23 protein-coding genes and 2 pseudogenes are annotated in these 23,853 nt (G+C 65.6%); 8 read left to right on the top strand and 17 right to left on the bottom strand.

Going from position 1 to position 23,853, the window contains the following annotated elements; translation table 11 throughout:
* From AC5RWD_RS14175 to AC5RWD_RS14165, 3 genes and pseudogenes are all read left to right on the top strand, one after another.
* A pseudogene (locus AC5RWD_RS14175) lies at nucleotides 1-109 on the top strand (lipoyl synthase); the annotation flags it as partial.
* An 87-nt stretch (nucleotides 110-196) separates the two neighbouring features.
* A complete protein-coding gene (locus AC5RWD_RS14170) occupies nucleotides 197-949 on the top strand; it encodes a DUF4191 domain-containing protein (RefSeq protein ID WP_494020609.1) in 753 nt (250 codons plus the stop codon).
* A 149-nt stretch (nucleotides 950-1,098) separates the two neighbouring features.
* A pseudogene (locus AC5RWD_RS14165) lies at nucleotides 1,099-1,407 on the top strand (DUF3817 domain-containing protein); the annotation flags it as partial.
* Nucleotides 1,408-1,416: 9 nt separating this feature from the next.
* Here AC5RWD_RS14165 and AC5RWD_RS14160 read toward each other — a convergent pair.
* Nucleotides 1,417-1,854 carry an RDD family protein gene (locus AC5RWD_RS14160; RefSeq protein ID WP_494020608.1) on the bottom strand — a complete coding sequence of 146 codons (438 nt, stop codon included), beginning with the start codon at nucleotides 1,852-1,854 and terminating at the stop codon, nucleotides 1,417-1,419.
* Nucleotides 1,855-2,125: 271 nt separating this feature from the next.
* Here AC5RWD_RS14160 and glnA (AC5RWD_RS14155) point away from each other — a divergent pair, with 271 nt between their 5' ends.
* The gene (gene glnA, locus AC5RWD_RS14155) at nucleotides 2,126-3,550 is read left to right on the top strand and encodes a type I glutamate--ammonia ligase (RefSeq protein WP_331573456.1); all 1,425 of its coding nucleotides are present in this window, start codon (nucleotides 2,126-2,128) and stop codon (nucleotides 3,548-3,550) included.
* 136 nt (nucleotides 3,551-3,686) lie between these two features.
* Here the strand turns inward: glnA (AC5RWD_RS14155) and AC5RWD_RS14150 are convergent, their stop codons facing one another.
* The 6 genes from AC5RWD_RS14150 to glnA (AC5RWD_RS14125) all read right to left on the bottom strand — a co-directional run bounded on the left by AC5RWD_RS14150 (nucleotide 3,687) and on the right by glnA (AC5RWD_RS14125) (nucleotide 10,074).
* A complete protein-coding gene (locus AC5RWD_RS14150; RefSeq protein WP_494020607.1) occupies nucleotides 3,687-3,902 on the bottom strand; it encodes a hypothetical protein in 216 nt (71 codons plus the stop codon).
* A gap of 72 nt (nucleotides 3,903-3,974) precedes the next feature.
* Nucleotides 3,975-4,526, bottom strand: coding sequence for a hypothetical protein (locus AC5RWD_RS14145; protein ID WP_494020606.1), 552 nt, complete (start codon nucleotides 4,524-4,526; stop codon nucleotides 3,975-3,977).
* A 217-nt stretch (nucleotides 4,527-4,743) separates the two neighbouring features.
* Nucleotides 4,744-5,259: a GNAT family N-acetyltransferase gene (locus tag AC5RWD_RS14140; RefSeq protein WP_494020605.1), complete on the bottom strand. Its 516-nt coding sequence runs from the start codon at nucleotides 5,257-5,259 to the stop codon at nucleotides 4,744-4,746.
* Nucleotides 5,260-5,265: 6 nt separating this feature from the next.
* Nucleotides 5,266-5,691, bottom strand: a complete 426-nt coding sequence (locus AC5RWD_RS14135) for a VOC family protein (RefSeq protein ID WP_494020604.1) — start codon at nucleotides 5,689-5,691, stop codon at nucleotides 5,266-5,268.
* A 21-nt stretch (nucleotides 5,692-5,712) separates the two neighbouring features.
* Nucleotides 5,713-8,724, bottom strand: coding sequence for a bifunctional [glutamine synthetase] adenylyltransferase/[glutamine synthetase]-adenylyl-L-tyrosine phosphorylase (locus AC5RWD_RS14130; RefSeq protein ID WP_494020603.1), 3,012 nt, complete (start codon nucleotides 8,722-8,724; stop codon nucleotides 5,713-5,715).
* 9 nt (nucleotides 8,725-8,733) lie between these two features.
* Nucleotides 8,734-10,074 (bottom strand): type I glutamate--ammonia ligase, encoded by a 1,341-nt coding sequence (gene glnA / locus AC5RWD_RS14125; RefSeq protein WP_307101310.1) that lies wholly within the window; start codon nucleotides 10,072-10,074, stop codon nucleotides 8,734-8,736.
* A 243-nt stretch (nucleotides 10,075-10,317) separates the two neighbouring features.
* On the opposite strand from glnA (AC5RWD_RS14125), the gene panB reads away from it, so the two are divergent.
* Nucleotides 10,318-11,223, top strand: coding sequence for a 3-methyl-2-oxobutanoate hydroxymethyltransferase (panB, locus tag AC5RWD_RS14120; RefSeq protein ID WP_494020602.1), 906 nt, complete (start codon nucleotides 10,318-10,320; stop codon nucleotides 11,221-11,223).
* On the opposite strand, the gene AC5RWD_RS14115 is transcribed toward panB, so the two are convergent.
* On the bottom strand, nucleotides 11,220-11,384 hold the full coding sequence (locus tag AC5RWD_RS14115; RefSeq protein WP_190603389.1) for an SPOR domain-containing protein: 165 nt from the start codon (nucleotides 11,382-11,384) through the stop codon (nucleotides 11,220-11,222). The genes panB and AC5RWD_RS14115 overlap by 4 nt on opposite strands.
* A gap of 124 nt (nucleotides 11,385-11,508) precedes the next feature.
* Here AC5RWD_RS14115 and map point away from each other — a divergent pair, with 124 nt between their 5' ends.
* Both map and ppgK read left to right on the top strand, forming a co-directional pair.
* Nucleotides 11,509-12,387 (top strand): type I methionyl aminopeptidase, encoded by an 879-nt coding sequence (gene map, locus AC5RWD_RS14110; RefSeq protein ID WP_494020601.1) that lies wholly within the window; start codon nucleotides 11,509-11,511, stop codon nucleotides 12,385-12,387.
* 80 nt (nucleotides 12,388-12,467) lie between these two features.
* A complete protein-coding gene (ppgK, locus tag AC5RWD_RS14105) occupies nucleotides 12,468-13,271 on the top strand; it encodes a polyphosphate--glucose phosphotransferase (protein WP_494020600.1) in 804 nt (267 codons plus the stop codon).
* Between the two features lie 131 nt (nucleotides 13,272-13,402).
* On the opposite strand, the gene nrdR is transcribed toward ppgK, so the two are convergent.
* The 3 genes from nrdR to AC5RWD_RS14090 all read right to left on the bottom strand — a co-directional run bounded on the left by nrdR (nucleotide 13,403) and on the right by AC5RWD_RS14090 (nucleotide 16,116).
* The gene (gene nrdR / locus AC5RWD_RS14100) at nucleotides 13,403-13,990 is read right to left on the bottom strand and encodes a transcriptional regulator NrdR (RefSeq protein ID WP_494020599.1); all 588 of its coding nucleotides are present in this window, start codon (nucleotides 13,988-13,990) and stop codon (nucleotides 13,403-13,405) included.
* Between the two features lie 122 nt (nucleotides 13,991-14,112).
* A complete protein-coding gene (gene hisD / locus AC5RWD_RS14095; RefSeq protein WP_494020598.1) occupies nucleotides 14,113-15,489 on the bottom strand; it encodes a histidinol dehydrogenase in 1,377 nt (458 codons plus the stop codon).
* Between the two features lie 60 nt (nucleotides 15,490-15,549).
* On the bottom strand, nucleotides 15,550-16,116 hold the full coding sequence (locus tag AC5RWD_RS14090) for a hypothetical protein (protein ID WP_494020597.1): 567 nt from the start codon (nucleotides 16,114-16,116) through the stop codon (nucleotides 15,550-15,552).
* Nucleotides 16,117-16,296: 180 nt separating this feature from the next.
* Here AC5RWD_RS14090 and AC5RWD_RS14085 point away from each other — a divergent pair, with 180 nt between their 5' ends.
* On the top strand, nucleotides 16,297-16,755 hold the full coding sequence (locus tag AC5RWD_RS14085) for a flavin reductase family protein (RefSeq protein ID WP_306926770.1): 459 nt from the start codon (nucleotides 16,297-16,299) through the stop codon (nucleotides 16,753-16,755).
* A 51-nt stretch (nucleotides 16,756-16,806) separates the two neighbouring features.
* Here AC5RWD_RS14085 and dnaE read toward each other — a convergent pair whose 3' ends face one another.
* The 6 genes from dnaE to AC5RWD_RS14055 all read right to left on the bottom strand — a co-directional run bounded on the left by dnaE (nucleotide 16,807) and on the right by AC5RWD_RS14055 (nucleotide 23,801).
* Nucleotides 16,807-20,364 (bottom strand): DNA polymerase III subunit alpha, encoded by a 3,558-nt coding sequence (gene dnaE, locus AC5RWD_RS14080; RefSeq protein WP_494020596.1) that lies wholly within the window; start codon nucleotides 20,362-20,364, stop codon nucleotides 16,807-16,809.
* 52 nt (nucleotides 20,365-20,416) lie between these two features.
* Nucleotides 20,417-21,343: an RluA family pseudouridine synthase gene (locus tag AC5RWD_RS14075; protein WP_494020595.1), complete on the bottom strand. Its 927-nt coding sequence runs from the start codon at nucleotides 21,341-21,343 to the stop codon at nucleotides 20,417-20,419.
* Nucleotides 21,336-21,908, bottom strand: coding sequence for a signal peptidase II (lspA, locus tag AC5RWD_RS14070; protein ID WP_494020594.1), 573 nt, complete (start codon nucleotides 21,906-21,908; stop codon nucleotides 21,336-21,338). Before lspA ends, AC5RWD_RS14075 begins: the two co-directional genes overlap by 8 nt.
* An 81-nt stretch (nucleotides 21,909-21,989) precedes the next feature.
* Nucleotides 21,990-22,685 (bottom strand): DivIVA domain-containing protein, encoded by a 696-nt coding sequence (locus AC5RWD_RS14065; RefSeq protein ID WP_494020593.1) that lies wholly within the window; start codon nucleotides 22,683-22,685, stop codon nucleotides 21,990-21,992.
* A gap of 163 nt (nucleotides 22,686-22,848) precedes the next feature.
* Nucleotides 22,849-23,136 carry a YggT family protein gene (locus AC5RWD_RS14060; protein ID WP_494020592.1) on the bottom strand — a complete coding sequence of 96 codons (288 nt, stop codon included), beginning with the start codon at nucleotides 23,134-23,136 and terminating at the stop codon, nucleotides 22,849-22,851.
* Nucleotides 23,137-23,270: 134 nt separating this feature from the next.
* Nucleotides 23,271-23,801 carry a cell division protein SepF gene (locus AC5RWD_RS14055; RefSeq protein ID WP_494020591.1) on the bottom strand — a complete coding sequence of 177 codons (531 nt, stop codon included), beginning with the start codon at nucleotides 23,799-23,801 and terminating at the stop codon, nucleotides 23,271-23,273.
* Nucleotides 23,802-23,853: the final 52 nt, after the last annotated feature.

Genomic DNA, 23,853 nt, shown 5'->3' with positions numbered 1-23,853 from the left:
CACCGCCATGCGCAAAAAAGGCTGGGAAATCCCCGCCGAACTCGCCCACATCGAATCCTCCGGCTCCACCCGCCAGGAAGCCAGCACCCTGCTCGCGGCACACCAGTAGCACCGGGCATTTCCTACGGCAAAGGGCCGGACGCCGGAACTTTCGGCGTCCGGCCCTTTGCGGTGGATCACGTAGAATTAAGGCACTATGGCGAAATCCCCTGACTCCAGCAACAACACTTCTGCGGCCGCTGATGCCTCCAAGCGCGGTCTTTTTGGGCGCAAACCCAAAGCCGTGAAGGAAAAGAAGCCCAGCCGGCTCAAGCAAATCCGCGAGGTCTTCAACATGACCCGCCGCCACGACCCCATGGTTCCATGGCTCATGCTGCTGGCGTTCTTGGGCGTCGTGGCCGTCAGCCTCGTCGTTGGCCTGTTGCTGAACAACTGGATCACAGGCCTGATCATCGGCATCCCGCTGGGTTTCCTTGCGGCAACGTTCATCCTTTCGCGCCGCGCCGAGGGTGCTGCTTTCGCCCAGATCGAAAACCAGCCGGGGGCGTCGGGGGCTGTCCTCAGCACGCTCAAGCGCGGCTGGATCACCGAGGAGCAGCCCGTGGCTGTGAACCCGCGGACCCAGGACGCCGTTTTCCGCGCTGTCGGGCGTCCTGGCGTCGTGCTCGTTGCTGAAGGACCCACGCACCGCGTGCGCCCGCTGATCGAAGGCGAGCGGAAGAAGCTGGCGCGTATCCTTCCAAACGTCACCATCCACGTCATCGAAACCGGACGCGGCGAGGGCCAGGTGCCCATCAGCCAGGTGGCGAAGAAGATGAACAAGCTCAAGAACGAGCTCACCAAGACCGAGGTCAGCGCCGTGTCCAAGCGCATCTCATCGCTGGGCACCCGCCTCCCGATCCCCAAGGGCGTGGACCCCTATAAGGCCCGGCCCCAGCGCGGACGCTAATCAGCCTGATCCGCCCCGGGGCCGCCGCATCTGCGGCGGCCCCGGGGTGTTTTCGTTTGCACGACGTCGCCCAAATAAAGGGCCATTGACCGTGTGAACCGCACATAACACCAGCCAGATCCCAGCACCTACAGAAGCCGGAGCCTCCTGTGAAACTCCCGTCCGTGTCCGCCGTCGTCCGCGTCTTCCGCCTGCTGGCAGTGGCCGAAGCCTTCAGCTGGGCCGCGCTCCTGGCCGGCATGTACTTCAAGTGGATCGCCGGAACCACTGAACTTGGCGTGGAGATTGCCGGACCGGTGCACGGCGCGCTGTTTATCGGCTACGGAGTGGCTGCCCTTGTGCTGTGGCGGCTGCAGCGCTGGCCGTTCAAGGTGGCGCTCTTCGCAGGCGTCTCGGCGGTTTTCCCGTTCGCCACTGTCCTGTTTGAGCGGTGGGCGCTCCGCCGGGGGTACCTCTCGGACGGGTGGCTACCTGCGGACGAGGACCGTGTTCATAGCCTTGTCGTGGAGTCCGCGCTGGTCGGGGTCGAAGATGACCGCCGGGATGACAAGGCACAGCAGTACAGTGCGGACCAGGGCGGCCAGCGGACCGGCCGCTGAGCCGTCCGGCTTCACCACGTGGATGCCCATCGCCCGGTGGCCGATGCTGTAGCCAAGGGTTCCGATCAGCAGGATCTGCTCGGCGGCAAAGATGGCAAGCGTGGCCATGGAATTGCCCGCGAGGAATACGTTGCTGATCAGCAGCGCGATGGTCCAGTCGATGGTGATCGCCAGGATCCGCCGGCCGGCGCGGGCCATGGATCCGCTCCCCGATTCGGGAAAGCCCAGGCGTTCCCCCGGGTACTTGGAAATGCCGGAGGTGTCCGGCCCGCTGAGCCACGAACCGATATCTTTGCGATCTACCACCTGCCAAGTTTACCGAGCCGCGGGCACCGCCGCGGACGTTCACAGTCTGGATAGGCGTGGACCACAGTGTGGACACCGTATAGCGTTTACATATCAGTAGGTTCTGTAACCTGCCGGAAACAAAGCGGACACGGGCGAGAAATCCCGGATCCCTAGGGTGGTAACAGTTGCTAGCGAGCCTGGAGCGGGGCACTTTTGTGTTTCCGCCCATTGGATTGCGCTGGACCACTTGGCTTTACGGCCAGTTATTAAATATGCGTAAGGAGCATAGATGTTCAAGACTGCGGACGAAGTCCTCAAGTTCATCAAAGATGAAGACATTCGGTTTATCGATATCCGCTTCACCGACCTCCCCGGCGTTCAGCAGCACTTCAACGTGCCCGCAAAGAGCGTGGACGCCGACTTCTTCGTCAACGGCCAGCTTTTCGATGGTTCATCCATCCGCGGGTTCCAGGGCATCGCCGAGTCTGACATGCAGCTCATTCCGGACGTCACCACCGCGTTCCTGGATACGTTCCGCATGGAGAAGACCCTTGCGCTGAACTTCTCCATCGTGAACCCCCGCACGGGTGACCCGTACCACCGCGACCCCCGCGGCGTGGCAGAGAAGGCTGAGGCCTACCTCGCCTCCACCGGCATCGCCGACACCGCGTTCTTCGCTCCCGAAGCAGAGTTCTTCGTGTTCGATAACGTCCAGTACAAGTCCTCCCCCGAGGGCAGCTTCTACAAGATCGACTCCGAAGAAGCTCACTGGAACACCGGCCGTGAAGAAGAGGGCGGAAACCTCGGCTACAAGACCCCCGTCAAGGGCGGTTACTTCCCGGTTTCCCCGACCGACAAGCAGGCCGACCTGCGCGACGCCATGTGTGTTGCCCTGGACGAGGCCGGCCTTGAGGTCGAGCGCAGCCACCACGAAGTTGGCTCCGCCGGCCAGGCCGAGATCAACTACAAGTTCACCACGCTGACCCACGCGGCTGATGACCTGCAGAAGTTCAAGTACGTCATCAAGAACACCGCCGACGCCTGGGGCAAGTCCGTGACCTTCATGCCGAAGCCGGTCTTCGGCGACAACGGCTCGGGCATGCACTGCCACCAGTCGCTGTGGAGCAACGGCGAGCCGCTGTTCTACGACGAGAAGGGCTACGCCGGCCTGTCCGACACCGCCCGCTGGTACATCGGCGGCCTGCTGAAGCACGCCGACGCTGTCCTCGCGTTCACCAACCCGACGGTCAACTCCTACCGCCGCCTGGTTAAGGGCTTCGAAGCCCCGGTCAACATGGTCTACTCGCAGGGCAACCGCTCTGCCGGTATCCGTATCCCGATCACGGGCTCCAACCCGAAGGCCAAGCGCATCGAGTTCCGCGCGCCGGACCCCTCCTCCAACCCGTACCTGGCCTTCGCTGCCCAGCTGATGGCCGGCATCGACGGCATCCGCAACCGCATCGAGCCGCCGGCTCCGATCGACAAGGACCTCTACGAGCTCCCCGCCGAAGAAGCCAAGGACATCCCCAAGGCTCCGGGCACCCTCGAGGAAGCACTCCAGGCACTGGCTGAGGACAACGAGTTCCTGCAGGCCGGCGGCGTGTTCACCCAGGACCTGATCGACACCTGGATCGAGTACAAGTACGAGAACGAGATCCGCCCGCTGTCCCTGCGCCCGAACCCCTACGAGTTCGAGCTCTACTACGGCGTCTAGCCAGTTCATGCGGCTAACGCGGACTTAGTCCGCAGGCAGACCGCAAGAATGTCGCTACAGCAAGGGCCGGTTCCAGGTTTCCCCTGGAGCCGGCCCTTTGTCGTGCCGGACTCCGCCGTGTTGTGCCGGACTCCGGCTATGCCCGCTGCTCGGCCGCCCCACCTTCAGGGGTCAGCGGAAGCTCCATGAACTCGTACAGCTCCCGCCATGCGTTGTCTAATTGCAGCTCGGCCAGGACCAGAGCCTCCTTACCCGATCCAGCGCCGCCCTTGGAGCCTTCCCGCAGTGCCGTAAGTTCGCGGTACAGCTCCTCTACACGGACCAGCCGCCTCTTGAATTCGTCATCAGCCATGCGAACAGGCTAGCCGACACTGGCGCAGGATAATACGGCGGGCAAGTGAACTTCCTGCCGGGCGGCCGCCGCTCAGGTCCCCCGGCAGGGTTCCTCCGCATACCCTCCCCAGAGGGAGTCCGCACCGGCGCCGCCGTAGGCTTCAATGTCCTCCCGCAAAGCCCGGCACAGAACGAGGGAGTCAGCGAAACTCCGCCGCATGTAGGCCTCCCAGTCGGCCCGTTCGGAGGTGAACGCCTGGGTACCCATCTGGTACTTGAGGTGGGCGAAGTGATCGAGGATCCGGTGGGCCGTCGCTTCGGCCCGGGCCGCGAGTTCCAGCGCCTCCCGCTTCGCCGCAGGATCCCCGGCTGCCGATGCGTCGGGCAGTTCGTGGCGGTGCCAGAAGTACGGCTGCAGGTCGACGTTGTCCACGAAGATCCTGTCGATCTCCTGCTGCTGGGCATAGAGCGAGGAAGCGGTGCTGCTTTCCAAAGTGCTCCGGATCCCGGCGTACTGGTACGCCGCCGCGATGAGGGTGGCGGCAACGCCCGCCCCAATGAGCAGCAGCTCGGCCCTTCGGAGCCTCCTGGCGCGGCTGCCCTTCGCCTGCGCGCGGGCATGGTCCGCATCCTGGCGTGCCAAGTCCTGGCGCCTGTGGTGCTGCGGAGGCTCGGACGCCGAAAGCTGGCTCCAGGCGTGCTGAGACCGGGAGCCAGCCTGTTCCGGCGAGTGCCTCCGAGACGAAGACCTTTTCAAGCCTTCCCCCCAACAAGGTTTGAAGTGCACTGCCACGTCTCAGCGTAGGCACGCCCGGGCGACGGCGCAACGGCCCGGCGCAGCTTCCGCGCCGGATGAGCGTTCAGAAGGCGGCGTACATGGTCCGCTGCGGGCCGGCCTCGGCGCCCAGATAGAGGCCTTTGTCTGTAAAACCAGCCTTCAGGTAGGCTCCCTGCCCGGCTGGGTTGTGCTCGTTGACTGAAAGCACGACGCCGGCCTGGCCGCCTCCCAGCCTGGCCGTTAGCTTGGCGGCCGCCGCCACCGCCGCATAGGCTGCCGCCTGGCCCAGGCCCTGGCCCTGCCGCCGCCTGTCGATCAGGAACCCGCGAAGCAGCCAGGCAGAGTCGTCGTCGGGCCAGCCGGCGAGCCGGGCTGCCCCCGACTGCAGCGTCAGCACCCCGGCAGCCCTGCCGCCCGCCTCGATGACATAGGGCCGGCGGGACCCGTCCTCGAGCCCTGCCAGCATCATGCGCAGGGGGTCGCCCACGAACTCCTGCTGGCCCGGGGCGAGCTCCAGTTCTGCCACGGCACCGAGTTGGATGGCACGGGCATCGGCATCCAGGTCCCGCAACGGAATGAGCCATACGTCCGGACGCATGATCCGTCAGGAAGCAGGTGCTGCCCCGTCGGCGGGCGGACCCGCAGGGTCCATCCACATGACCTCCCACAGGTGCCCGTCCGGATCCTGGAAGCTGTGGCTGTACATGAAGCCGTAATCCTGCACCGGCTGAGATTCGGTTCCGCCGGCGGCCAGGGCCTTGCTCACCATCTGGTCCACGGCCTCCCGGCTGTCCACCGAGAAGGCCATGATGGCTTCGGTGGCGGATGTGGCGTCCACGATCTCCTTGGAGGTGAACGTCTTGAAGAACTTTTCCACGAGGAGCATCACGAAGGCGTCGTCGTTGATCACCATGCAGGTGGCGTTCTCGTCCGTGTAATCCTGGTTGAACGTGAAGCCCAGCGCCGTGAAGAACTGCACGGATCTGTCGAGGTCGCTGACGGGCAGGTTCATGAAGATTTGGGTAGCCATGCGCCCAAACCTAGCACCGGTTCAGTGGCCGTAGAAGACTTTCTCGAACACGGCGCGGGCCCGCCTGCTCACCCTCAGGTAGTCCTCCTCGAACGCCGTGGCCATCCCTTCCTCGTAGCCGCACCACCTGGCGACGGCCTCCAGGTCTCGCCGGGACGAGGGCAGCAGGTCCGAGGCGCGGCCCGTCCAGATCACGTTCGCGGAACGGATCCGGCTGGCCAGCCGCCAGGCGTCGGCCAGCAGGCGGGCATCGTGGTCGTCCAGCAGCCCCAGCGAGGCCGCCGCGTGGAGAGCCTTCAGGGTGGACGTGGTGCGCAGTTCCGGGTTCCGTCCGGCGTGCTGGAGCTGCAGCAGCTGCACGAGCCATTCCACGTCGCTGAGGCCGCCGCGCCCCAGCTTCAGGTGCCTGGCAGGATCGGCGCCGCGGGGCAGCCGCTCGGACTCCACCCGGGCCTTGATGCGTCTTATTTCCCGGACGTCCGCGTCGGAGACGGCGGCCGGGTAGCGGATGGGATCGATCAGCTTCACGAAGTCGCCGGCGAGCCCGTCGTCACCCGCGATCGGCCGGGCACGGAGCAGTGCCTGTGCCTCCCAGATGAGTGACCAGCGGCGGTAGTACTCGGCGTAGGACTCCAGCGACCGCACCATCGCCCCGTTCTTTCCCTCCGGGCGAAGGTCAGCGTCCACGGCAAGAACCCGCTCGGCCATGATGGCCGGCTTGAGCGGCTGCGTCAGGAGGGTGGACAGGTGGCCCACGATCTTCGCGGCCTGCTGCTGGGCTTCGTCGTCCGAGGCGCCGGGCAGCGCACGGTGGACGTACAGGACGTCGGCGTCGGACCCGTAGCCGATCTCCAGCCCGCCCTGCCGGCCCATGGCTACCACCAGCACAGATGTCTTCAGCGGGCCGGCGGCGGAGACAATGTTTTCGGCCACCCGCAGGGCGCCAAGGATGGCGGCGCGGTCCGTCTCGGCCAGCGCCTCCCCCACCTGGTCCTGGCGGAGCAGGCCGGCGCTGTCAGCGATGGCGATCCGAAGGATTTCACGGCGGCGGATGAGCCGGATGAGGCGCATGGCGCTTTCCGGGTCCGCGTGCCGGGACATCTTGGAGGCGATCTCCTGCCACTGCGCCTCAAAGCTGAGCGGCGCCAGTTCCTTGTCCGTACCCAGCCAGGACACCGATTCCGGCGACACCTCGAGGAGGTCTGCGATGAGGCGGGAGTTGGACAGCATGTGGCACAGCCGCTCGGCCGCCGCAGCGGAATCACGCAGCATACCGAGGTACCAGTGCGTGGTGCCAAGAGCCTCGCTGATCCTGCGGAAGGCGAGCAGCCCGGCATCCGGGTCCACGCCCTCAGCCAGCCAGCCCAGGAGAATCGGCAGCAGCTGCCGCTGCAGGGCCGCACGCCGGCTTACCCCCGCTGTCAGCGCCTCAATGTGGCGGAGCGCTCCCTGCGGATCCCGGTAACCGAGTGCAGCGAGTCGGCCCTGCGCGGCTTCCGGAGTCAGTCGCGCGTCCTCGCTGCTCAGCTTGGCGGCCGTGTTCAGGAGCGGACGGTAGAAGATCCGGTCGTGGAGTTCGCGGACGGAGCGCTTTGTCCGCTGCCACGCGGCCAGAAGCGCGTCCGGGTGCGGCCGGTCCGTTGAGAAGGGGCCCAGCACTGCCTTGGCCAGGGTCCGGAGGGGCTCCTCCTTGACCGGCATGAGGTGTGTGCGGCGCAGCTGGAAAAGCTGGATGCGGTGCTCAAGCAGCCGCAGGTACCGGTAGGCGTGGTCGAACGCGGCCGCGTCTGCCCGGCCGATGTAGCCGCCGGTGGACAGTGCGGCTATGGCCGACGTCGTGTCGCGGCGGCGGAGCGATTCGTCTGACTTGCCGTGCACCAACTGGAGGAGCTGGACGGTGAATTCGACGTCGCGTAGCCCGCCCCGGCCCAGCTTGATCTGCCGCTGTTCCTCGGCCGGCGGGATGTGTTCGGTCACCCGGCGGCGCATGGCCTGCACGGATTCAACGAATCCTTCGCGGTTCGCGGAGGTCCACACGAGCGGCGAGACGGCCTCCTCGTAGCGGGCACCGAGTGCCGCGTCGCCCGCGATGGTCCGCGCCTTCAGGAGTGCCTGGAACTCCCAGCTCTCTGCCCACCGGGCGTAGTAGCTCTGATGCGAAGCCAGTGTCCGGACCAGCGGGCCGGACTTTCCTTCCGGACGGAGGTTGGCGTCCACCTCCCACAGCCCGGGCTCCCGCGCCGGGGATGAAATGGCACGCGAAATACCCGACGCCAGCGCCGTGCCGATGGTGTTGGCCCGGGCGTCGTCCAGCTCCCCTGCCTCCACCACGTAGATGACATCGACGTCCGAAATGTAGTTCAGTTCGCGGGCTCCGCACTTGCCCATCCCGATCACTGACAGTGCAACGTCGGCGACCTCCCCGGCGTCGAACTTCACCGCCGCTTCGGCGCGGGAGACAGCCAGGGCAGCCTCGATGGCGGCCCCGGCCAGGTCCGCGAGTTCGGCGCCGACGGCGGGCATGAAGTCCAGCGGGTCTGCGGCGCAGAGGTCCTTGACGGCGAGGTCCACCACGCCCCGGCGGTAGGCGGTGCGGAGCGCTTCGTAGGCCTCGGGGCCCGAGATGCCCGCCACCGGCCGTGCGGCGGTGGGGTCTGCGCGCACCGACCTGAGCAGCTGGGCACGCAGCTCAGCGGGATCGGCCGGGAGCGGTTCCGGGCTGGCGGTCACGTTGAACGCGTCGAGGTGCTCAGGGTGCCTGATCAGGAACTCACCCAGTGCCTCGCTGGCGCCCAGGACCCGGTAGAGCGGTTCGCTCACCTCGGTGTCCGCCGCTGCGAGCTTCCGCAGGTCCGGGTGCTTCTCGATCAGCCGGACCAGCGACTGCAGCGCGGCATCCGGGTTCGCCGCCAGCTGGAGTCCGGCAAACAGGATCTCTTGGTCAATGCCCTCCAGCTCGGGGGCGGCAAGGAACCGCTCGCCCTTCTCGAGGTCGCTGAAGCCGGCGGTAATGAGCCGGCGGGCCAAGCTCACCGCATCCGCCTAAAGGATGGCGAGGTTGCGCTGCAGCTCATAGGGGGTCACCTGCAGGCGGTAATCCTGCCACTCCGCCCGCTTGTTGCGCAGGAAGTGCTCGAAGACCTGCTCGCCCAGGATCTGCGGCATCAGTTCCGAGTCCTCCATGGCCCGGATGGCGTCATGCAGGCTGGCGGGCAGGGGGTCGTGGCCCATCGCCCGGCGCTCCGCGGAGCTCAGCGACCAGATGTCGTCTTCCGCCGCTGCGGGAAGCTCGTAACCCTCCTCGATGCCCTTCAGCCCGGCGCCCAGGAGCACGGCGTAGGCAAGGTAGGGGTTGGCGGCCGAGTCGATGCCGCGGTATTCGATCCGTGCTGACTGTCCCTTGCCCGGCTTGTACAGCGGGACGCGGACGAGGGCGGAGCGGTTGTTGTGCCCCCAGCTCAGGTAGCTGGGCGCCTCGCCGCCGCCCCAGAGGCGCTTGTAGGAGTTGACGAACTGGTTGGTGACCGCGGTGAATTCGGGGGCGTGCTTGAGAATGCCGGCAATGAACTGGCGCGCCGTCTTGGAGAGCTGGAACTCCGCACCCGCTTCGAAGAAGGCGTTGGTGTCGCCTTCGAAGAGCGAGAAGTGCGTATGCATGCCCGAACCCGGGTGGGCCGTGAAGGGCTTGGGCATGAAGGTGGCGTAGGTGCCCTGCTGCAGCGCCACTTCCTTGATGACGGTGCGGAAGGTCATGATGTTGTCCGCCGTTTGCAGGGCGTCCGCGTAGCGCAGGTCTATTTCGTTCTGGCCCGGGCCGGCCTCGTGGTGGCTGAATTCCACGGAGATGCCCACGGATTCCAGCATGGTCACCGCGGTGCGGCGGAAGTCCTGGGCCACACCGCCGGGAACGTGGTCAAAGTAGCCGCCCTCGTCCACCGGAACGGGTGAACCGTCGGGGCCGGGCTCCTGCGACTTGAGCAGGTAGAACTCGATCTCGGGGTGCGTGTAGCAGGTGAACCCCATGTCGGCGGCCTTGGCTAGGGTGCGCTTGAGGACGTTGCGCGGATCCGCTGCCGAGGGCTCGCCGTCGGGAGTCAGGATGTCGCAGAACATGCGGGACGTCTGCTCCGTCTCGCCGCGCCACGGAAGGATCTGGAAGGTGGACGGGTCCGGCTGGGCCAGCATGTCGGATTCGAAGACACGCGCAAGGCCTTCGATGGCCGAGCCGTCGAAGCCGAGCCCCTCCTCGAAAGCGCCTTCGACCTCGGCGGGGGCCAGCGCTACCGACTTGAGCGAGCCCACGACGTCGGTGAACCACAGGCGCACAAAGCGTACGTCGCGCTCTTCGATCGTGCGCAGGACAAACTCTTGCTGGCGGTCCATGAAGGCCTCTTCTCCGGTCTACGTTCTTGCCCCGGTCCGTTCACGACGGAGCAGCGGCAGCTCACGAATCACTTTACTAAGCATTTACGCGTGGTGCTGGCGCGGCTGCGGCGCGTAACACAGCGTTAACACTCAGCCGGAGCCTTGGCAGCCCCGCCCGGGCAAACCCGCTATGACGCGAATCACCCGGCATCTCATGGCGGCCGGTGGCTAGCACGCTGCGTCCCGGACTACGCTCTTGCCATGGCCTCAACCAGCAGTCCCGATCCAAGCACGTCCGCTGAAGTACCTGCACCCTACGGGAACGGCCCCGCGGCAGCAGCAGCGCCGCCGTCGGAGTCCGCACGGAAGCCGCTCTCCCGGATCCGCACGCACCACCTGCAGCAGGCCAAGACCAGCGGTGAACACTTCGCCATGCTGACGGCCTATGACCAGTACACGGCTGAGATCTTCGACCAGGCAGGCATCGAGGTCCTGCTGGTGGGCGACTCGGCATCCAACAATGTCTTTGGGAACGAAACCAGCCTTCCCGTCACCGTGGACGAGCTGCTGCCCCTGTGCCGTGCGGTCACACGGTCCGCGAAGCGCGCCCTGGTGGTGGCGGATCTTCCCTTCGGCAGCTACGAGGTTTCACCCCAGCAGGCCGTGGCCACCGGCGTGCGCTTCCTCAAGGAGGGCCTGGCGCACGCAGTGAAGCTCGAGGGCGGCAAGTTCTACGCCGAGACGGTAAAGGCGATGGTCCAGGCCGGCATCCCGGTCATGGGCCACATTGGTTTCACGCCCCAGAGTGAGCATTCCCTGGGCGGCTACCGCGTGCAGGGCCGGGGCGACGATGCCGCACGGCTTGTCGAGGACGCCGCGGCGCTGGCCGATGCCGGAGCCTTCTGCGTGCTCATGGAAATGGTTCCTGCGGAGACGGCAAAGGGCGTGGACGCTGCCGTTTCAGTGCCCACCATTGGCATCGGCGCAGGCAATGCCACCACGGGTCAGGTTCTGGTCTGGCAGGACATGGCGGGCCTTCGCGGCGGCAGGATGGCCAAGTTCGTCAAGCAGTACGCGGACCTGCGGACCGTCCTGAGCGACGCGGCCAAGGCCTATGGTGACGACGTCCGGTCGGGACACTTCCCCGGCCCGGAGCATTCTTTCTAGTCGTCGTCGCCCTTTTCCCAGGATTCGTTGCGCGCCTTGACCTTCTCGAGCGCGTGTTCCGCCTCTTCCCGGGTCTTGTAGGGGCCGATCAGCTGGGTCCAGTCCGACATCGCGTCTTCCTCCACCATGTGGGTCTTGACGTTGTACCAGTATTCGGGCATCGGTGTTCCTCGCTTTCCGGTGAACGGCACACTGCCGCCGTGATCCACGTAACGTAACCCGCAACGGTAGCCGCCGGGCGCATTAATTTACATGGCGTTCTGTGCTGCCTTATATGATCAATCTATGCCTTCCTTAGCCTCGACCGCACCCACCGGCACGCTGACCCCGGGGACCATCAGCCCGCAGCGGCCCGTTCCCGCGTCGATCCCGCGGCCGGAGTATGTCGGCAAGCCAGGTCCGGCCAGATTCACTGGGTCAGAGGTCAAGTCACCGGAAACCATCGAGAAGATCCGGGTGGCCAGCAGGATCGCCGCGCAGGCCATCGTGGAGGTGGGCAAGCACATCAGGCCCGGCGTCACCACCGACGAACTGGACCGCATCGGCCACGAATTCCTGCTGGACCACAACGCCTACCCGTCCACGCTGGGGTACCGCGGCTTCCCCAAGTCCCTGTGCTCGTCGCTGAATGAGGTCATCTGCCACGGCATCCCGGACAGCACCGTGGTGCAGGACGGCGACATCCTTAATATCGACATCACTGCCTTCATCGGCGGGGTCCACGGCGATACCAATTACACCTTCCTGGTGGGCGACGTTGACGAGGAGTCCCGGCTGCTGGTTGAGCGGACCCAGGAGTCCCTCAACCGCGCCATCAAGGCGGTCGCCCCCGGACGCCAGATCAACGTGATCGGCCGCGCCATCGAGGCCTACGCCAGGCGCTTCGGCTACGGCGTGGTCCGTGACTTCACCGGACACGGCGTGGGCGAGGCCTTCCACACCGGGCTGATCATCCCGCATTACGACGCCGCGCCCGCCTACAACACCGTTATCGAACCGGGCATGGTGTTCACCATCGAGCCCATGCTGACCCTCGGCACCATCGAGTGGGACATGTGGGCCGACGACTGGACCGTGGTCACCCGCGACCGCAAGCGCACGGCGCAGTTCGAACACACGCTCCTCGTCACCGAATCCGGTGCCGAGATCCTCACCCTTCCCTGACGCCAGGCAACCGCCCTCGTCACTCCGGCAAGTCACCCTTGCCCAGCCCGAGCCCCTACCCTGCCACGAACGGAATCCCATTGGCCAAGAAGGACGAAAAGACCCGCAAGAACGCCCCGCTGATCGGCATCGACATCGGCGGAACCGGAATCAAGGGCGGCATCGTCGACCTGAAGAAGGGCAAACTGATCGGCGATCGCTTCCGCCTCGCAACCCCGCAGCCGGCCACGCCGGAAGCGGTGGTCGAGGTAGTGGCCAAGGTGGTCGAGGAGCTCTCGGCACGTCCCGACGCACCCGAGGCTGACAGCCCCATCGGCGTGACGTTCCCCGGCATCATCCAGCACGGCGTAGTCCACTCTGCCGCCAACGTGGACAAGAGCTGGCTCAACACGGACATTGACGCACTGCTCACCGCCCGTCTGGGCCGCCCCGTGGAGGTCATCAATGACGCCGACGCGGCCGGCCTGGCCGAAGCCCGGTACGGTGCGGGCGAGGGAATCAGCGGCACCGTCCTGGTCATCACCCTCGGCACCGGCATCGGGTCGGCGTTCATCTTCAACGGCCACCTGGTGCCCAATGCCGAACTCGGCCACCTGGAGATCGACGGCTTCGACGCCGAAAGCAAGGCCTCCGCGGTGGCACGTGAACGCGACGGCCTCAGCTGGGAGGAGTACAGCGTCCTGCTGCAGCGCTACTTCTCCCACGTCGAATTCCTGTTCTCCCCAGAACTCTTCATCGTCGGCGGCGGCATCTCCAAGCGCGCCGACGAGTACCTGCCGCGCCTGAAGTTGCGCACCCCGATCGTTCCCGCTGAGCTGAAGAACGAGGCCGGCATCGTGGGCGCTGCCTTGGAGATCGCCGTCAAGCACGAGCTGGCCAAGTAACCCGGCAGCTGCGGCTAACGCGGCCAGCAGAAAACGCCGAAGGCGGCAGACCTAGGGTCTGCCGCCTTCGGCGTTTTGCACTGGAGCCGGTGGCGGTTGCGGCTTCCCCTCCGCTGCCGCCACCGGAGACTTTAGAGCGTGCTCTTCGCGGTGTTCTTTTCTGCGGTGTTCTTTTCTGCAGCGTTCTTGGCCTCGGGTGCCTTGGCCTCGGGGCCCTTGCTTTCGGAGCCCTTGCCGCCAGCCCTTGGGGCCGCCGCCTCTTTGGCGTCGACGTCGGACTCGTGCCGGAGCAGCGCAATCGCGGATTCGAAGTCTTCGAGCGATTCAAAGGCCTGGTAGACGCTGGCGAACCGGAGGTAGGCCACCTTGTCCAGCTTCTGCAGGGGCCCGAGGATGATCAGGCCAACCTCGTGGGCATCGATTTCCGCGGCACCGGACGCCCGGATGTTCTCCTCGACTTCCTGCGCCAGCATCGCGAGGTCGTCCTCGCTGACGGGCCGGCCCTGGCAGGCCTTGCGGACGCCGTTAATGACCTTGCTGCGGCTGAAGGGCTCCCCCACGCCGGACCGCTTGATCACGGAGAGGCTGGTGGTTTCCACGGTGGTGAAGCGGCGGCCGCACTCGGGGCACTGCCGGCGGCGGCGGATGGCGGAGCCGTCGTCGGCCATCCGGCTGTCCACCACACGCGAGTCAGGGTTGCGGCAAAACGGACAGTACACGTTCTTTCCCTACCCTTCCGCGCGCTTACCGATGCTTCTTTCGGCTCCAGTTTACGGCTACATATGGCCGAATAACAAGCCTGTAATTACTACATGTAGTGGGTAATGACTACATGTAGTGGTCAGCGGCCGGTTTGGAACCGGACAGTGACCGCGTCGCCGTGGGCCGGGAGGTCCTCCGCGCCAGACAGGCTGACGATGTGACCGCTGACCTGCCCCAGCGCCGCCTCCGAGTAATTGATCACTTGGATGGCGCGCAGGAATGTGGTCACGTTCAGCCCGGACGAGAACGCCGCAGTGCCGCTCGTGGGAAGCACGTGGTTGGACCCCGCGCAGTAATCGCCGAGGCTGACGGGGCTGTAGTCGCCGACGAAAATGGCGCCAGCGTTCCGGATCCGCGCGGCCACTGCGGGGGCGTCAGCCGTCATGATTTCCAGGTGCTCGGCCGCGTAGGCGTCGCATGCCGCGATGCCCTGGTCGAGGCCGTCGACGAGCACGACGCCGGACTGCGGGCCGGACAGTGCCTCGCGGACACGCTCGCTGTGCTTGGTGGACGCAGCCTGCAGTTCCAGTTCCTCCCGGACCTCCGCGGCGAGCTGCACGGAATCCGTGATCAGGACCGAGGCGGCCTTCGGATCGTGTTCGGCCTGGCTGATCAGGTCGGCGGCGACGAAGGCGGGGCGCGCCGTGGAGTCCGCGAGGATGGCAATCTCCGTGGTGCCGGCCTCGGAGTCGATCCCCACCACGCCCTTGACGAGGCGCTTGGCGGTGGCCACGAAGATGTTCCCGGGTCCGGTCACGACGTCGACGGGTTCCAGCGCGGGGGTCTCCGGTTCGCCTGACACGCCATAGGCGAAGGCGGCGATGGCCTGGGCTCCGCCGATGGCATACACCTCGTCAATTCCCAGCAGCGCGGCGGCGGCCAGGATGGTGGGGTGCGGGAGGCCGCCAAAGTCCTTCTGCGGCGGCGAGGCGAGTGCGATCGATTCCACTCCTGCGGCCAGCGCGGGAACAACGTTCATGATCACCGAGGACGGGTAGACCGCCAGTCCGCCGGGAACGTACAGGCCCACGCGCGCCACGGGCACCCACTTCTGGCTCACCACTGCGCCGTCGCCCAGGGAAATGTCGACGTCGGCCGGGCGCTGCCCGTCCGCAAATCGGCGCGCGCGGCTGATGGACTCTTCCAGCGCAGAACGAACGGCAGGGTCCAGGCCGTCCAGCGCTGACTGAAGCGCCTCTGCCGGAACGCGCGGATGGGCCTGCTCAACGCCGTCGAACCTCAAGGCGAAGTCGGCCAGGGCGGCGAAGCCGCGCTGGCGGACGGCCGTGATGATGTCGGTGACCTTCTGCTCGGCGTCGGCGACTGTCTGCTGCCGTGCCCGGGGCACCGCCTCGCGGAGTTCGGCCAGGCTGAGACTGCGGCCGCGCAGGTCAACGGTGCGGAAGTCGACGGCGGGGGTGTTCGGGCGTGCGGATCTGTCCGGAGAAGTGGTCACCCGTACATTTTACGCGCCGCAGCCGCGCGCCCCGACGTCTGTTACCGCCATACCGTTACGTCACAGGCGGCCGTCGACGCTGTCATCGTCCGGGTCATGGTCCACGGAAGAACGCAGGATGCCGATGATGCGCAGGACGAAGAAGCCGGCGGCGACAGCCGCGGGCCACAGGACAAGGACGGTCAGGGACCGCAGCGAGAAGGCCACGCTCGCGTTCGCCGATGTGTCCTGCGGTCCTCCCAGCCAGCGGCCCGCCAGCACGCCGGTCTGCCAGGCCAGGACGGCCGCCGCCGCGCTGGCCGCCACTGACAGCACTAGCATCCGGCGCGTCCCGCCGTTCCGGCGGCCGGACAACAGCACGGCCACCAGGCAGCCCGCAAAGACAAACAGTCCCGCCAGCACCAGGTCCCGGGGCAGCCAGCCCGCGCTGTTTGTCCCGGAGGAGAGCGCGGAGTTTCCCGAAATGAGGTTTTGCCCGCCGGGTGCCAGGAGCCACCAGAGGAGGCCGGCCGGGATGCCGGCGCAGATGATTCCAGCCGCCCACGCCCAGCCCTTGCCCGGTAGCCGCCGGGTGCCGTGGGCCTCGTCGGAGGAGCGGACCGGAGGGACGGGTGCAGGCTGGGTCATGAAGAAACGTTAACAAATGTTGGCCGGCATTCCGCGCTACGCGTCCGTCCGCCAGGGGAATACTCCATCCGCCCGGAAGCCCCATAGTCTTGTACTAGAGATTCAATCGGCACGGATGCAGTAGGGAGATCGATTCCAGTGACCTCAGATGATGGCGCCTTCGAGGGCACATTCAAGGAGATGTTCCGCCGGCATGCAGCGGGCGTTGCGATCATCACCGTGAACTACGACGGGGTCCCCTACGGCTTCACGGCAACCTCCGTTGCCTCGCTTTCCGCCAAACCGCCGCGCTTCACCTTCAACATGGCGCGCAGTTCCAGCTCGTGGCCGGCGGTGGCCAACACCGCGTACATCGGCGTACACATGCTGGGGCTCGAGAACCAGGAGCTGGCCGACCGGTTCGCCCGCACCAAGGAACGCTTCGCCGGCGACCACTGGGCCCACGGGCCCTACGACGTGCCTGTCCTCAAGGACGTTTCCGGCTGGCTGATCGGCAAGATCCAGATGCGCCTGTCCTTCGAGAACAACGCCGTCGTGGTGGTCGAAGTGGTGGAAGGCCAGGTCGGCGAGGACGGCTCACCGTTGCTCTACCACTCCGGAACCTACGGGCAACCCGTTCCGCTCGACTACGAAATCTGAACGGCTGCGCGATCCAGCCGTCCCGGCAGGGAAGCCTAGGCGGCAGGGCACCTAGGCGTCCAGGCAGGCCGGGCCCAGCAGCACCTTCAGGTCCCCGAACAGCGACGGGTTCGGATTCACCCGCAGCTGCACCGGAAGCGCCATGACCTCGATCCGGCTGTCGCCCTGCAGGTTCACCCGGACCTCGGAGTTGCCCCGGTGGTTGCGCAGCACATCCCCCAATTCCGTGACCACGGCCTCGGTGGCCTTGTGCGTGGGCATGGTGATCACCAGCGGCCCGTTGGTGCCCTGGCTGAGGTCCGGGACGGAGAGCTCCATGCAGTTCAGGGTCACGGCACCGTCGTCCCGCCGCTGCAGCCGGCCCTTGACCACCACGATCAGGTCCTCGGCGAGAACCGAGGCAATCGGGCCGTAGACCTGGCCGAAGAACATGACCTCCATGGAACCGCCAAGGTCCTCGATCTCCGCCCGGGCGTAGGCGTTGCCGCTGGCCTTCGCGATCCGGCGGCTCAGTGAGGTGATCATGCCCGCGATCGTGACGATGGCGCCGTCATGCGGCCCGTCCTCAGCGATGATTGAGGTGATGGACTGGTCGGCGTGCTGGCTCAGGACGCCTTCCAGGCCCTGCAGCGGGTGGTCTGAAACGTACAGGCCCAGCATGTCCCGCTCGAACGCGAGCTTGTCCTTCTTCTCCCATTCCGGCAGGTCGGGGATTTCGATGCTGAGCGAGGACTCGGACTCGGCCTCGTCGAAGCCGGCAAAGAGATCGAACTGGCCGATTGCCTCGTTGCGCTTGAGGGTGATGACGGAGTCGATGGCCTCTTCGTGGACCATGGCCAGCGCGCGGCGGTGGTGGCCCAGCGAGTCAAAGGCTCCGGCCTTGATCAGCGATTCGATGGTGCGCTTGTTGCATACCACGGCCGGCACCTTCATGAGGTAGTCCTTGAAGGAGGTGTAGGCGCCTTCCTTTTCCCGGGCGGCCACCATGGCCTCGACCACGTTGACGCCGACATTGCGGATGGCGCCCATGCCGAAGCGGATGTCCTCCCCCACCGGGGTGAAGTTCAGGGCCGACTCGTTGACGTCCGGCGGCAGCACCGTGATGCCCATGCGGCGGCACTCGTTGAGGTAGATCGCCGATTTGTCCTTGTCGTCGCCGACCGAGGTCAGCAGCGCGGCCATGTACTCCGGCGCGTAGTGCGCCTTCAGGTACGCCGTCCAGTACGAGATCACGCCGTATGCCGCCGAGTGCGCCTTGTTGAAGGCGTAGTCGGAGAAGGGCAGCAGGATGTCCCAGAGGGTCTTGACGGCCTCCATGGAGTAGCCGTTGTCCTGCATGCCCTGCGAAAAGCCGGCAAACTGCTTGTCCAGCTCGGACTTCTTCTTCTTACCCATGGCGCGGCGCAGGATGTCGGCCTGGCCAAGGGTATAGCCGGCAAGCTTCTGCGCGACAGCCATAACCTGCTCCTGGTACACGATCAGGCCGTAGGTGCCGCCAAGGATCTCGGCGAGGGGTTCCTCAAGCTCCGGGTGGATCGGGATGACCTCCTGGATCCCGTTCTTGCGCAGGGCGTAGTCGGTGTGCGCGTTGGCGCCCATGGGGCCCGGCCGGTACAGCGCCAGCACCGCGGAGATGTCCTCGAAGTTGTCGGGCTTCATGAGCTTCAGGAGGGAGCGCATGGGACCGCCGTCGAGCTGGAACACGCCCAGCGTGTCACCACGGGCCAGCAGCTCGTAGGATGCCGCGTCATCCAGGGCGAGGGTTTCGAGGTCCAGGTCGACGCCCCGGTTCATCTTGATGTTTTCCAGGGCGTCGGAAATGATCGTCAGGTTTCGCAGCCCGAGGAAGTCCATCTTGATCAGGCCGAGGCCCTCGGACGTCGGATAGTCGAACTGGGTGATGACCTGGCCGTCCTGGAAGCGGCGCATGATCGGGATGACGTCGATGATGGGGTCCGAGGACATGATCACGCCGGCCGCGTGCACGCCCCATTGCCGCTTCAGGCCCTCGATGCCCAGTGCGGTCTCGAAAACCTTGGCGGCCTCGGGATCCGTGCTGATCAGCTGCCGGAAATCCCCTGCCTCGCTGTAGCGCTTGGCATCCTTGTTCTGGATGTCCGCAAGCGGAATATCCTTCGCCATCACGGCAGGCGGCAGTGCCTTGGTCAGCGTCTCGCCCATGCTGAAGGGATAGCCGAGGACGCGCGAGGAGTCCTTGAGTGCCTGCTTGGTTTTGATGGTGCCGTACGTGACGATCATGGCCACGCGCTCGTCGCCGTACTTCCGGGTCACATAATCGATGACCTCGGGGCGGCGCCGGTCATCGAAGTCCACGTCGAAGTCAGGCATGGAGACGCGGTCCGGGTTCAGGAACCGCTCGAAGATCAGGCCGTGGTGCAGCGGATCAAGGTCGGTGATGCGCATGGCGTAGGCCACCATGGACCCTGCACCCGAGCCACGTCCGGGGCCCACCCGGATGCCGTTGTTCTTGGCCCAGTTGATGAAGTCGGCCACCACGAGGAAGTAGCCCGGGAAGCCCATCGAGGTGATGACTTCCAGCTCGTAGTCGGCCTGCTTGCGGACCTTGTCCGGTATGCCCTGGGGGTACCGGTAGTGGAGGCCCTTGTCGACTTCCTTGACCAGCCAGGACGTTTCGTCCTCGCCCTCGGGGCAGGGGAACCGGGGCATGTAGTTGGCACCGGTGTTGAAGGACACCTCGCACCGCTCGGCGATGAGGAGAGTGTTGTCGCACGCGTCGGGATGGTCGCGGAACAGCTCGCGCATTTCCTGCGGCGACTTCAGGTAGTAACCGCTGCCGGAGAACGCGAAACGGGAGCCGCCGTTGTCGTAGGTGGGTTCCAGGAGCGTCGAGCCGGACTGGATGGCCAGCAGGGCCTCGTGTGCCTTGGCGTCATGCTCGTGGGTGTAGTGGAGGTCGTTGGTGGCTACGAGCGGGAGGTTCAGTTCCTTGGCGAGCCGCAGGAGGTCACCGGTGACCCGGCGTTCAATGTCCAGGCCATGGTCCATGAGTTCGCAGAAGTAGTTCTCCGCGCCGAAGATGTCCCGGAACTCCGCAGCGGCTTCCAGGGCTTCGCGGTACTGGCCGAGCCGCAGCCGGGTCTGGACCTCGCCGGAGGGGCAGCCAGTGGTGGCGATAAGCCCTTCGGAATAGGTGTTCAGCAGCTCGCGGTCCAGCCGCGGCCACTTGCCGAAGACCGAATCCAGGGAGGCGATCGACGAGGCGCGGAAAAGGTTCCGCATGCCTACGTTGTTGTAGCTCAGCAGGGTCATGTGGGTGTAGGAGCCGCCGCCGGAGACGTCGTCCTTGCGCTGGCTTTCATCACCCCAGCGGACCCTGCTCTTGTCGCCGCGCGCGGTTCCGGGAGTCACATAGGCTTCGACGCCGATGATGGGCTTGATGCCCTTGTCTGTGGCTTTCTTCCAGAAGTCAAAGGCACCGAAGAGGTAGCCGTGGTCCGTCGTTGCCAGGGCGGGCATCCCCAGCCGCTCGGTTTCGTCGAACAGCTCGCCGAGCCTGGCGGCGCCGTCCAGCATCGAGTACTCGGTGTGGGTGTGAAGATGTACGAACGAGTCATTGCTGGAAGTCACCGGACCATTCTAGTGCCGAGCCCCTGACAATTAGAGTCGGCATGCCGCCGGCTCAGGCCTTGCCCGTGCCCAGGACTTCCAATGCGTAGGCGAGGTCCTCCGGGTACTCGCTGGTCACGGTGACGCGTTCACCGGTGCGCGGGTGGTCAAAGCCCAGTTCACGGGCGTGCAGCCACTGCCGGGTGAGCCCTAGGGTAGCGGCCAGCCGCGGGTCTGCCCCGTAGGTGAGGTCTCCGGCACACGGATGGCGGAGCGCCGCGAAATGGACCCTGATCTGGTGGGTCCTGCCGGTTTCCAGGTGCACCTCCACCAGGGTGGCCTTGCCAAATGCCTCGAGGACCTCGTAATGCGTCACCGATGGCCGGCCGTCCTCGATGACGGCGAACCGCCAGTCGTGGCCGGGATGCCGGCCGATCGGGGCATCGATGGTCCCCTCCAGGGGATCCGGCAGCCCTTGGACCACTGCGTGGTAGACCTTATCCACGGTGCGTTCCTTGAACGCCCGCTTGAGGGCGGTGTAGGCGGGTTCTGTCTTGGCCACCACCATGACCCCGGAGGTCCCGACGTCGAGGCGGTGGACAATGCCGGCGCGCTCGGCGGAACCGGAGGTGGAAATGCGGTAGCCGGCCCCGGCAAGTCCGCCGACGACGGTAGGTCCCACCCAGCCCGGGGACGGGTGCGCCGCAACCCCGACCGGCTTGTCGACCACCACAAAGTCGTCGTCATCCAGCAGGATCTTTAGGCCTTCCACAACTTCCTCCACGACTTCAAGGGGATCCCGGCGTTCGGGGACCGTCACGTGCAGCACGGTGCCGGACGCGAGCTTGGCGGACTTGCCCACCGGTTTGCCGCCGCTGATGACGTTGCCTTCGGCTATCAGGGTGGCGGCGGTCGAACGGGACATGCCCATCAGCTTCGCCAGGCCGGCGTCCACGCGGGTCCCGTCCAGCTCCTCGGGCACCACCACGCGCTCAGACATCGTCGGTCCCGTTACGCTTCTCGACGCTGTGGTGCGATCCGTCAAGGGCGATCCCCCGCAGGGTCAGCAGGCAAATGATGACCACGGACGACACGACGGCGGAGTCGGCGATGTTGAATATCGCAAAGTTAGGCAGCTGGATGAAGTCCACCACGTGCCCCATGCCGAAGGACGGGTCCCGGAACAGGCGGTCCGTCAGGTTTCCCAGGGCGCCGCCGAACAGCAGCCCCAGTGCCAGCGCCCACCACGTGGATCCGAGCTTGCGGAGCTGGAACAGGATGGCGGCGGCAACCACCACCATGATTATCGTGAACACCCAGGTCACGTTCTCGCCGATGGAGAACGCGGCGCCGGAGTTCCGGATGTAGTACCAATGCAGCAGCGGGGGCAGCACCGGAATTCGTTCGCCCTCCACCATGGTGCTGGTCACCCACAGTTTGGTCAGCTGGTCGAAGACATAGGCGAAAACCGCCAGTCCTGCGAACACGGACAGCAGAAGGCCGCGCCGGCGCCGCGGTGATGATGAAGCTGGATGCGCTGCGTCAGCGGCAAGGTCGTCAGTCATGGTGCTTTCATTCGGGAACCGTCGTTAATGGCAAAGGCCGGTGGCCGAGGAATCCTCAGCCACCGGCCTTCAGAATACGTGCTAAACGGCGGCGCTGCTGCTTTCGCCAACCTCGGGGGCGGCAACGGAACCACGGGCGTCCAGGTCGCGCAGCTGGCCCTCGATGTAGGCCTTCAGGCGTGAGCGGTAGTCGCGTTCGAAGCCGCGCAGCTGCTCAACCTTGCGCTCCAGAACGGAACGCTGCTGCTCCAGGGCGCCGAGAATCTTGCGGGACTTCTCCTGCGCGTCGTTGACCAGGCTGCTGGCTTCGATCTGAGCTTCTGCGATGATCTTGTCGCGCTGCTGCTGGCCCTCGGCCACGTGGCGATCGTGCATCTGCTGCGCCATGGCCAGCAGGCCGGCAGCGGACTCGGAGACGTTGCTGCTGGTGACGGCGGGTGCCGGGGCAGGGACCGGTGCGGCCTGCTCGGCTTCCTTCTTCTTCGCAGCCTCGGCAGCCTTGGCCTCGGCTTCGGCCTTCGCGCGCGCTTCGTCCTTCTCGGACTTGGACGGCGCGGGGACCTTCTCAACGACAGGGGCGACGGCGGAGGTGGCAGCCGGCGATCCGGAACCGCCTTCGGCGAGCTTCTTGCGAAGTTCTTCGTTCTCCTGGTTCAGGCGCCGCAGTTCGACGACGATCTCGTCCAGGAAGTCGTCAACTTCATCCTGGTCATAGCCTTCGCGGAACTTGGTCGGCTGAAAGCGCTTGTTGACAACGTCTTCTGGCGTCAAAGCCATCTGGTCACCTCGTTGGTCTAGTTCGTCAGGAGGCCTTCCGGCCGTCAAAACTACGGTACCTAAATATGGTCTGGTTCCTCTAATTCAACACCGTGGCGTCAAATAAAAGGTCTTCCGCGCCCGGGGAACGGATCGGGCCCCGGCGCGGCAAGCTGATATGGAGTTATGCAAATGACTTAGTGATCGCCATGGCGATGCTCAGGCCGATGAACAGCACCAGAAACCCGAGGTCCAGTGAGACGCCGCCCAGCCGCAGCGGCGGGATGAGCCGCCGCAGAACCTTCAGTGGCGGATCGGTCATCGAGTAGACCGCATGAGCCGCCACCAATGCTACCCCGCGGGGACGCCATTCCCGCGCGAACATCTGAACCCAGTCAAAGACCAGGCGGACAATCAAAGCGACGAAAATGAACAGCAGGACGATATAGACGAGCCCGAATAGTATTCCCATGAGCTAACCCATTGTCTCCATGTTCATCGCGGACACTTCCGTGCCCTGGGATTCCTGCCTGATTGTGCTGCTCCCCTATTTCAGCACGGATGCCAGGCAGGTGCGTCCCTGCCTGGCATCCGAAGAGCCGATTTTTAGCTTTGGTTGAAGAAGCTGGCGGTGGCCTCGCTGGCTTTCTTGTCATCTCCGATGACTTCAACGTAAGACGGCGACAGCAGGAAAACCTTGTTCGTCACGCGCTCGATGCTTCCGCGCAGACCGAAGACGAGGCCGGCGGAAAAGTCGACAAGCCGCTTTGCGTCCGCCTCCCCCATGTCCGTCACGTTCATGATGACGGGGATGCCGTCACGGAAGCTTTCGCCGATGAGCTTGGCGTCGTTGTAGGAGCGCGGGTGGATCGTGGTGATCTGCCGAAGCCCGGTGGTCTCTTCGCGGCTCGATGCCGCACGCTTGATGGGTGTCACGGGTGCGCGGTATTCCTCTTCGGCAGCTGGTGGCACTTCACGGGTGACCTCTCGGAGCGGCGCAGGCGCGCGGCGCTCTTCACGGTCATGCTCCATTGGGTTGTCCTCGTCCTTTTGCTGGGTGGAAAGCTCAGACTCGTAGTGTTCATCGCCGTCGGCGAGCCCAAGATAGATCATTGTCTTGCGCAGAGCGCCAGCCATGGTCGACTCCTAATCGTGTCCGTAAGCGGGCCGCCCAAGGGTCAAGACAGCA

It is taken from the genome of Arthrobacter sp. CMU6, assembly GCF_059090205.1.
This window is presented reverse-complemented; position numbering and strand designations above follow the sequence as displayed.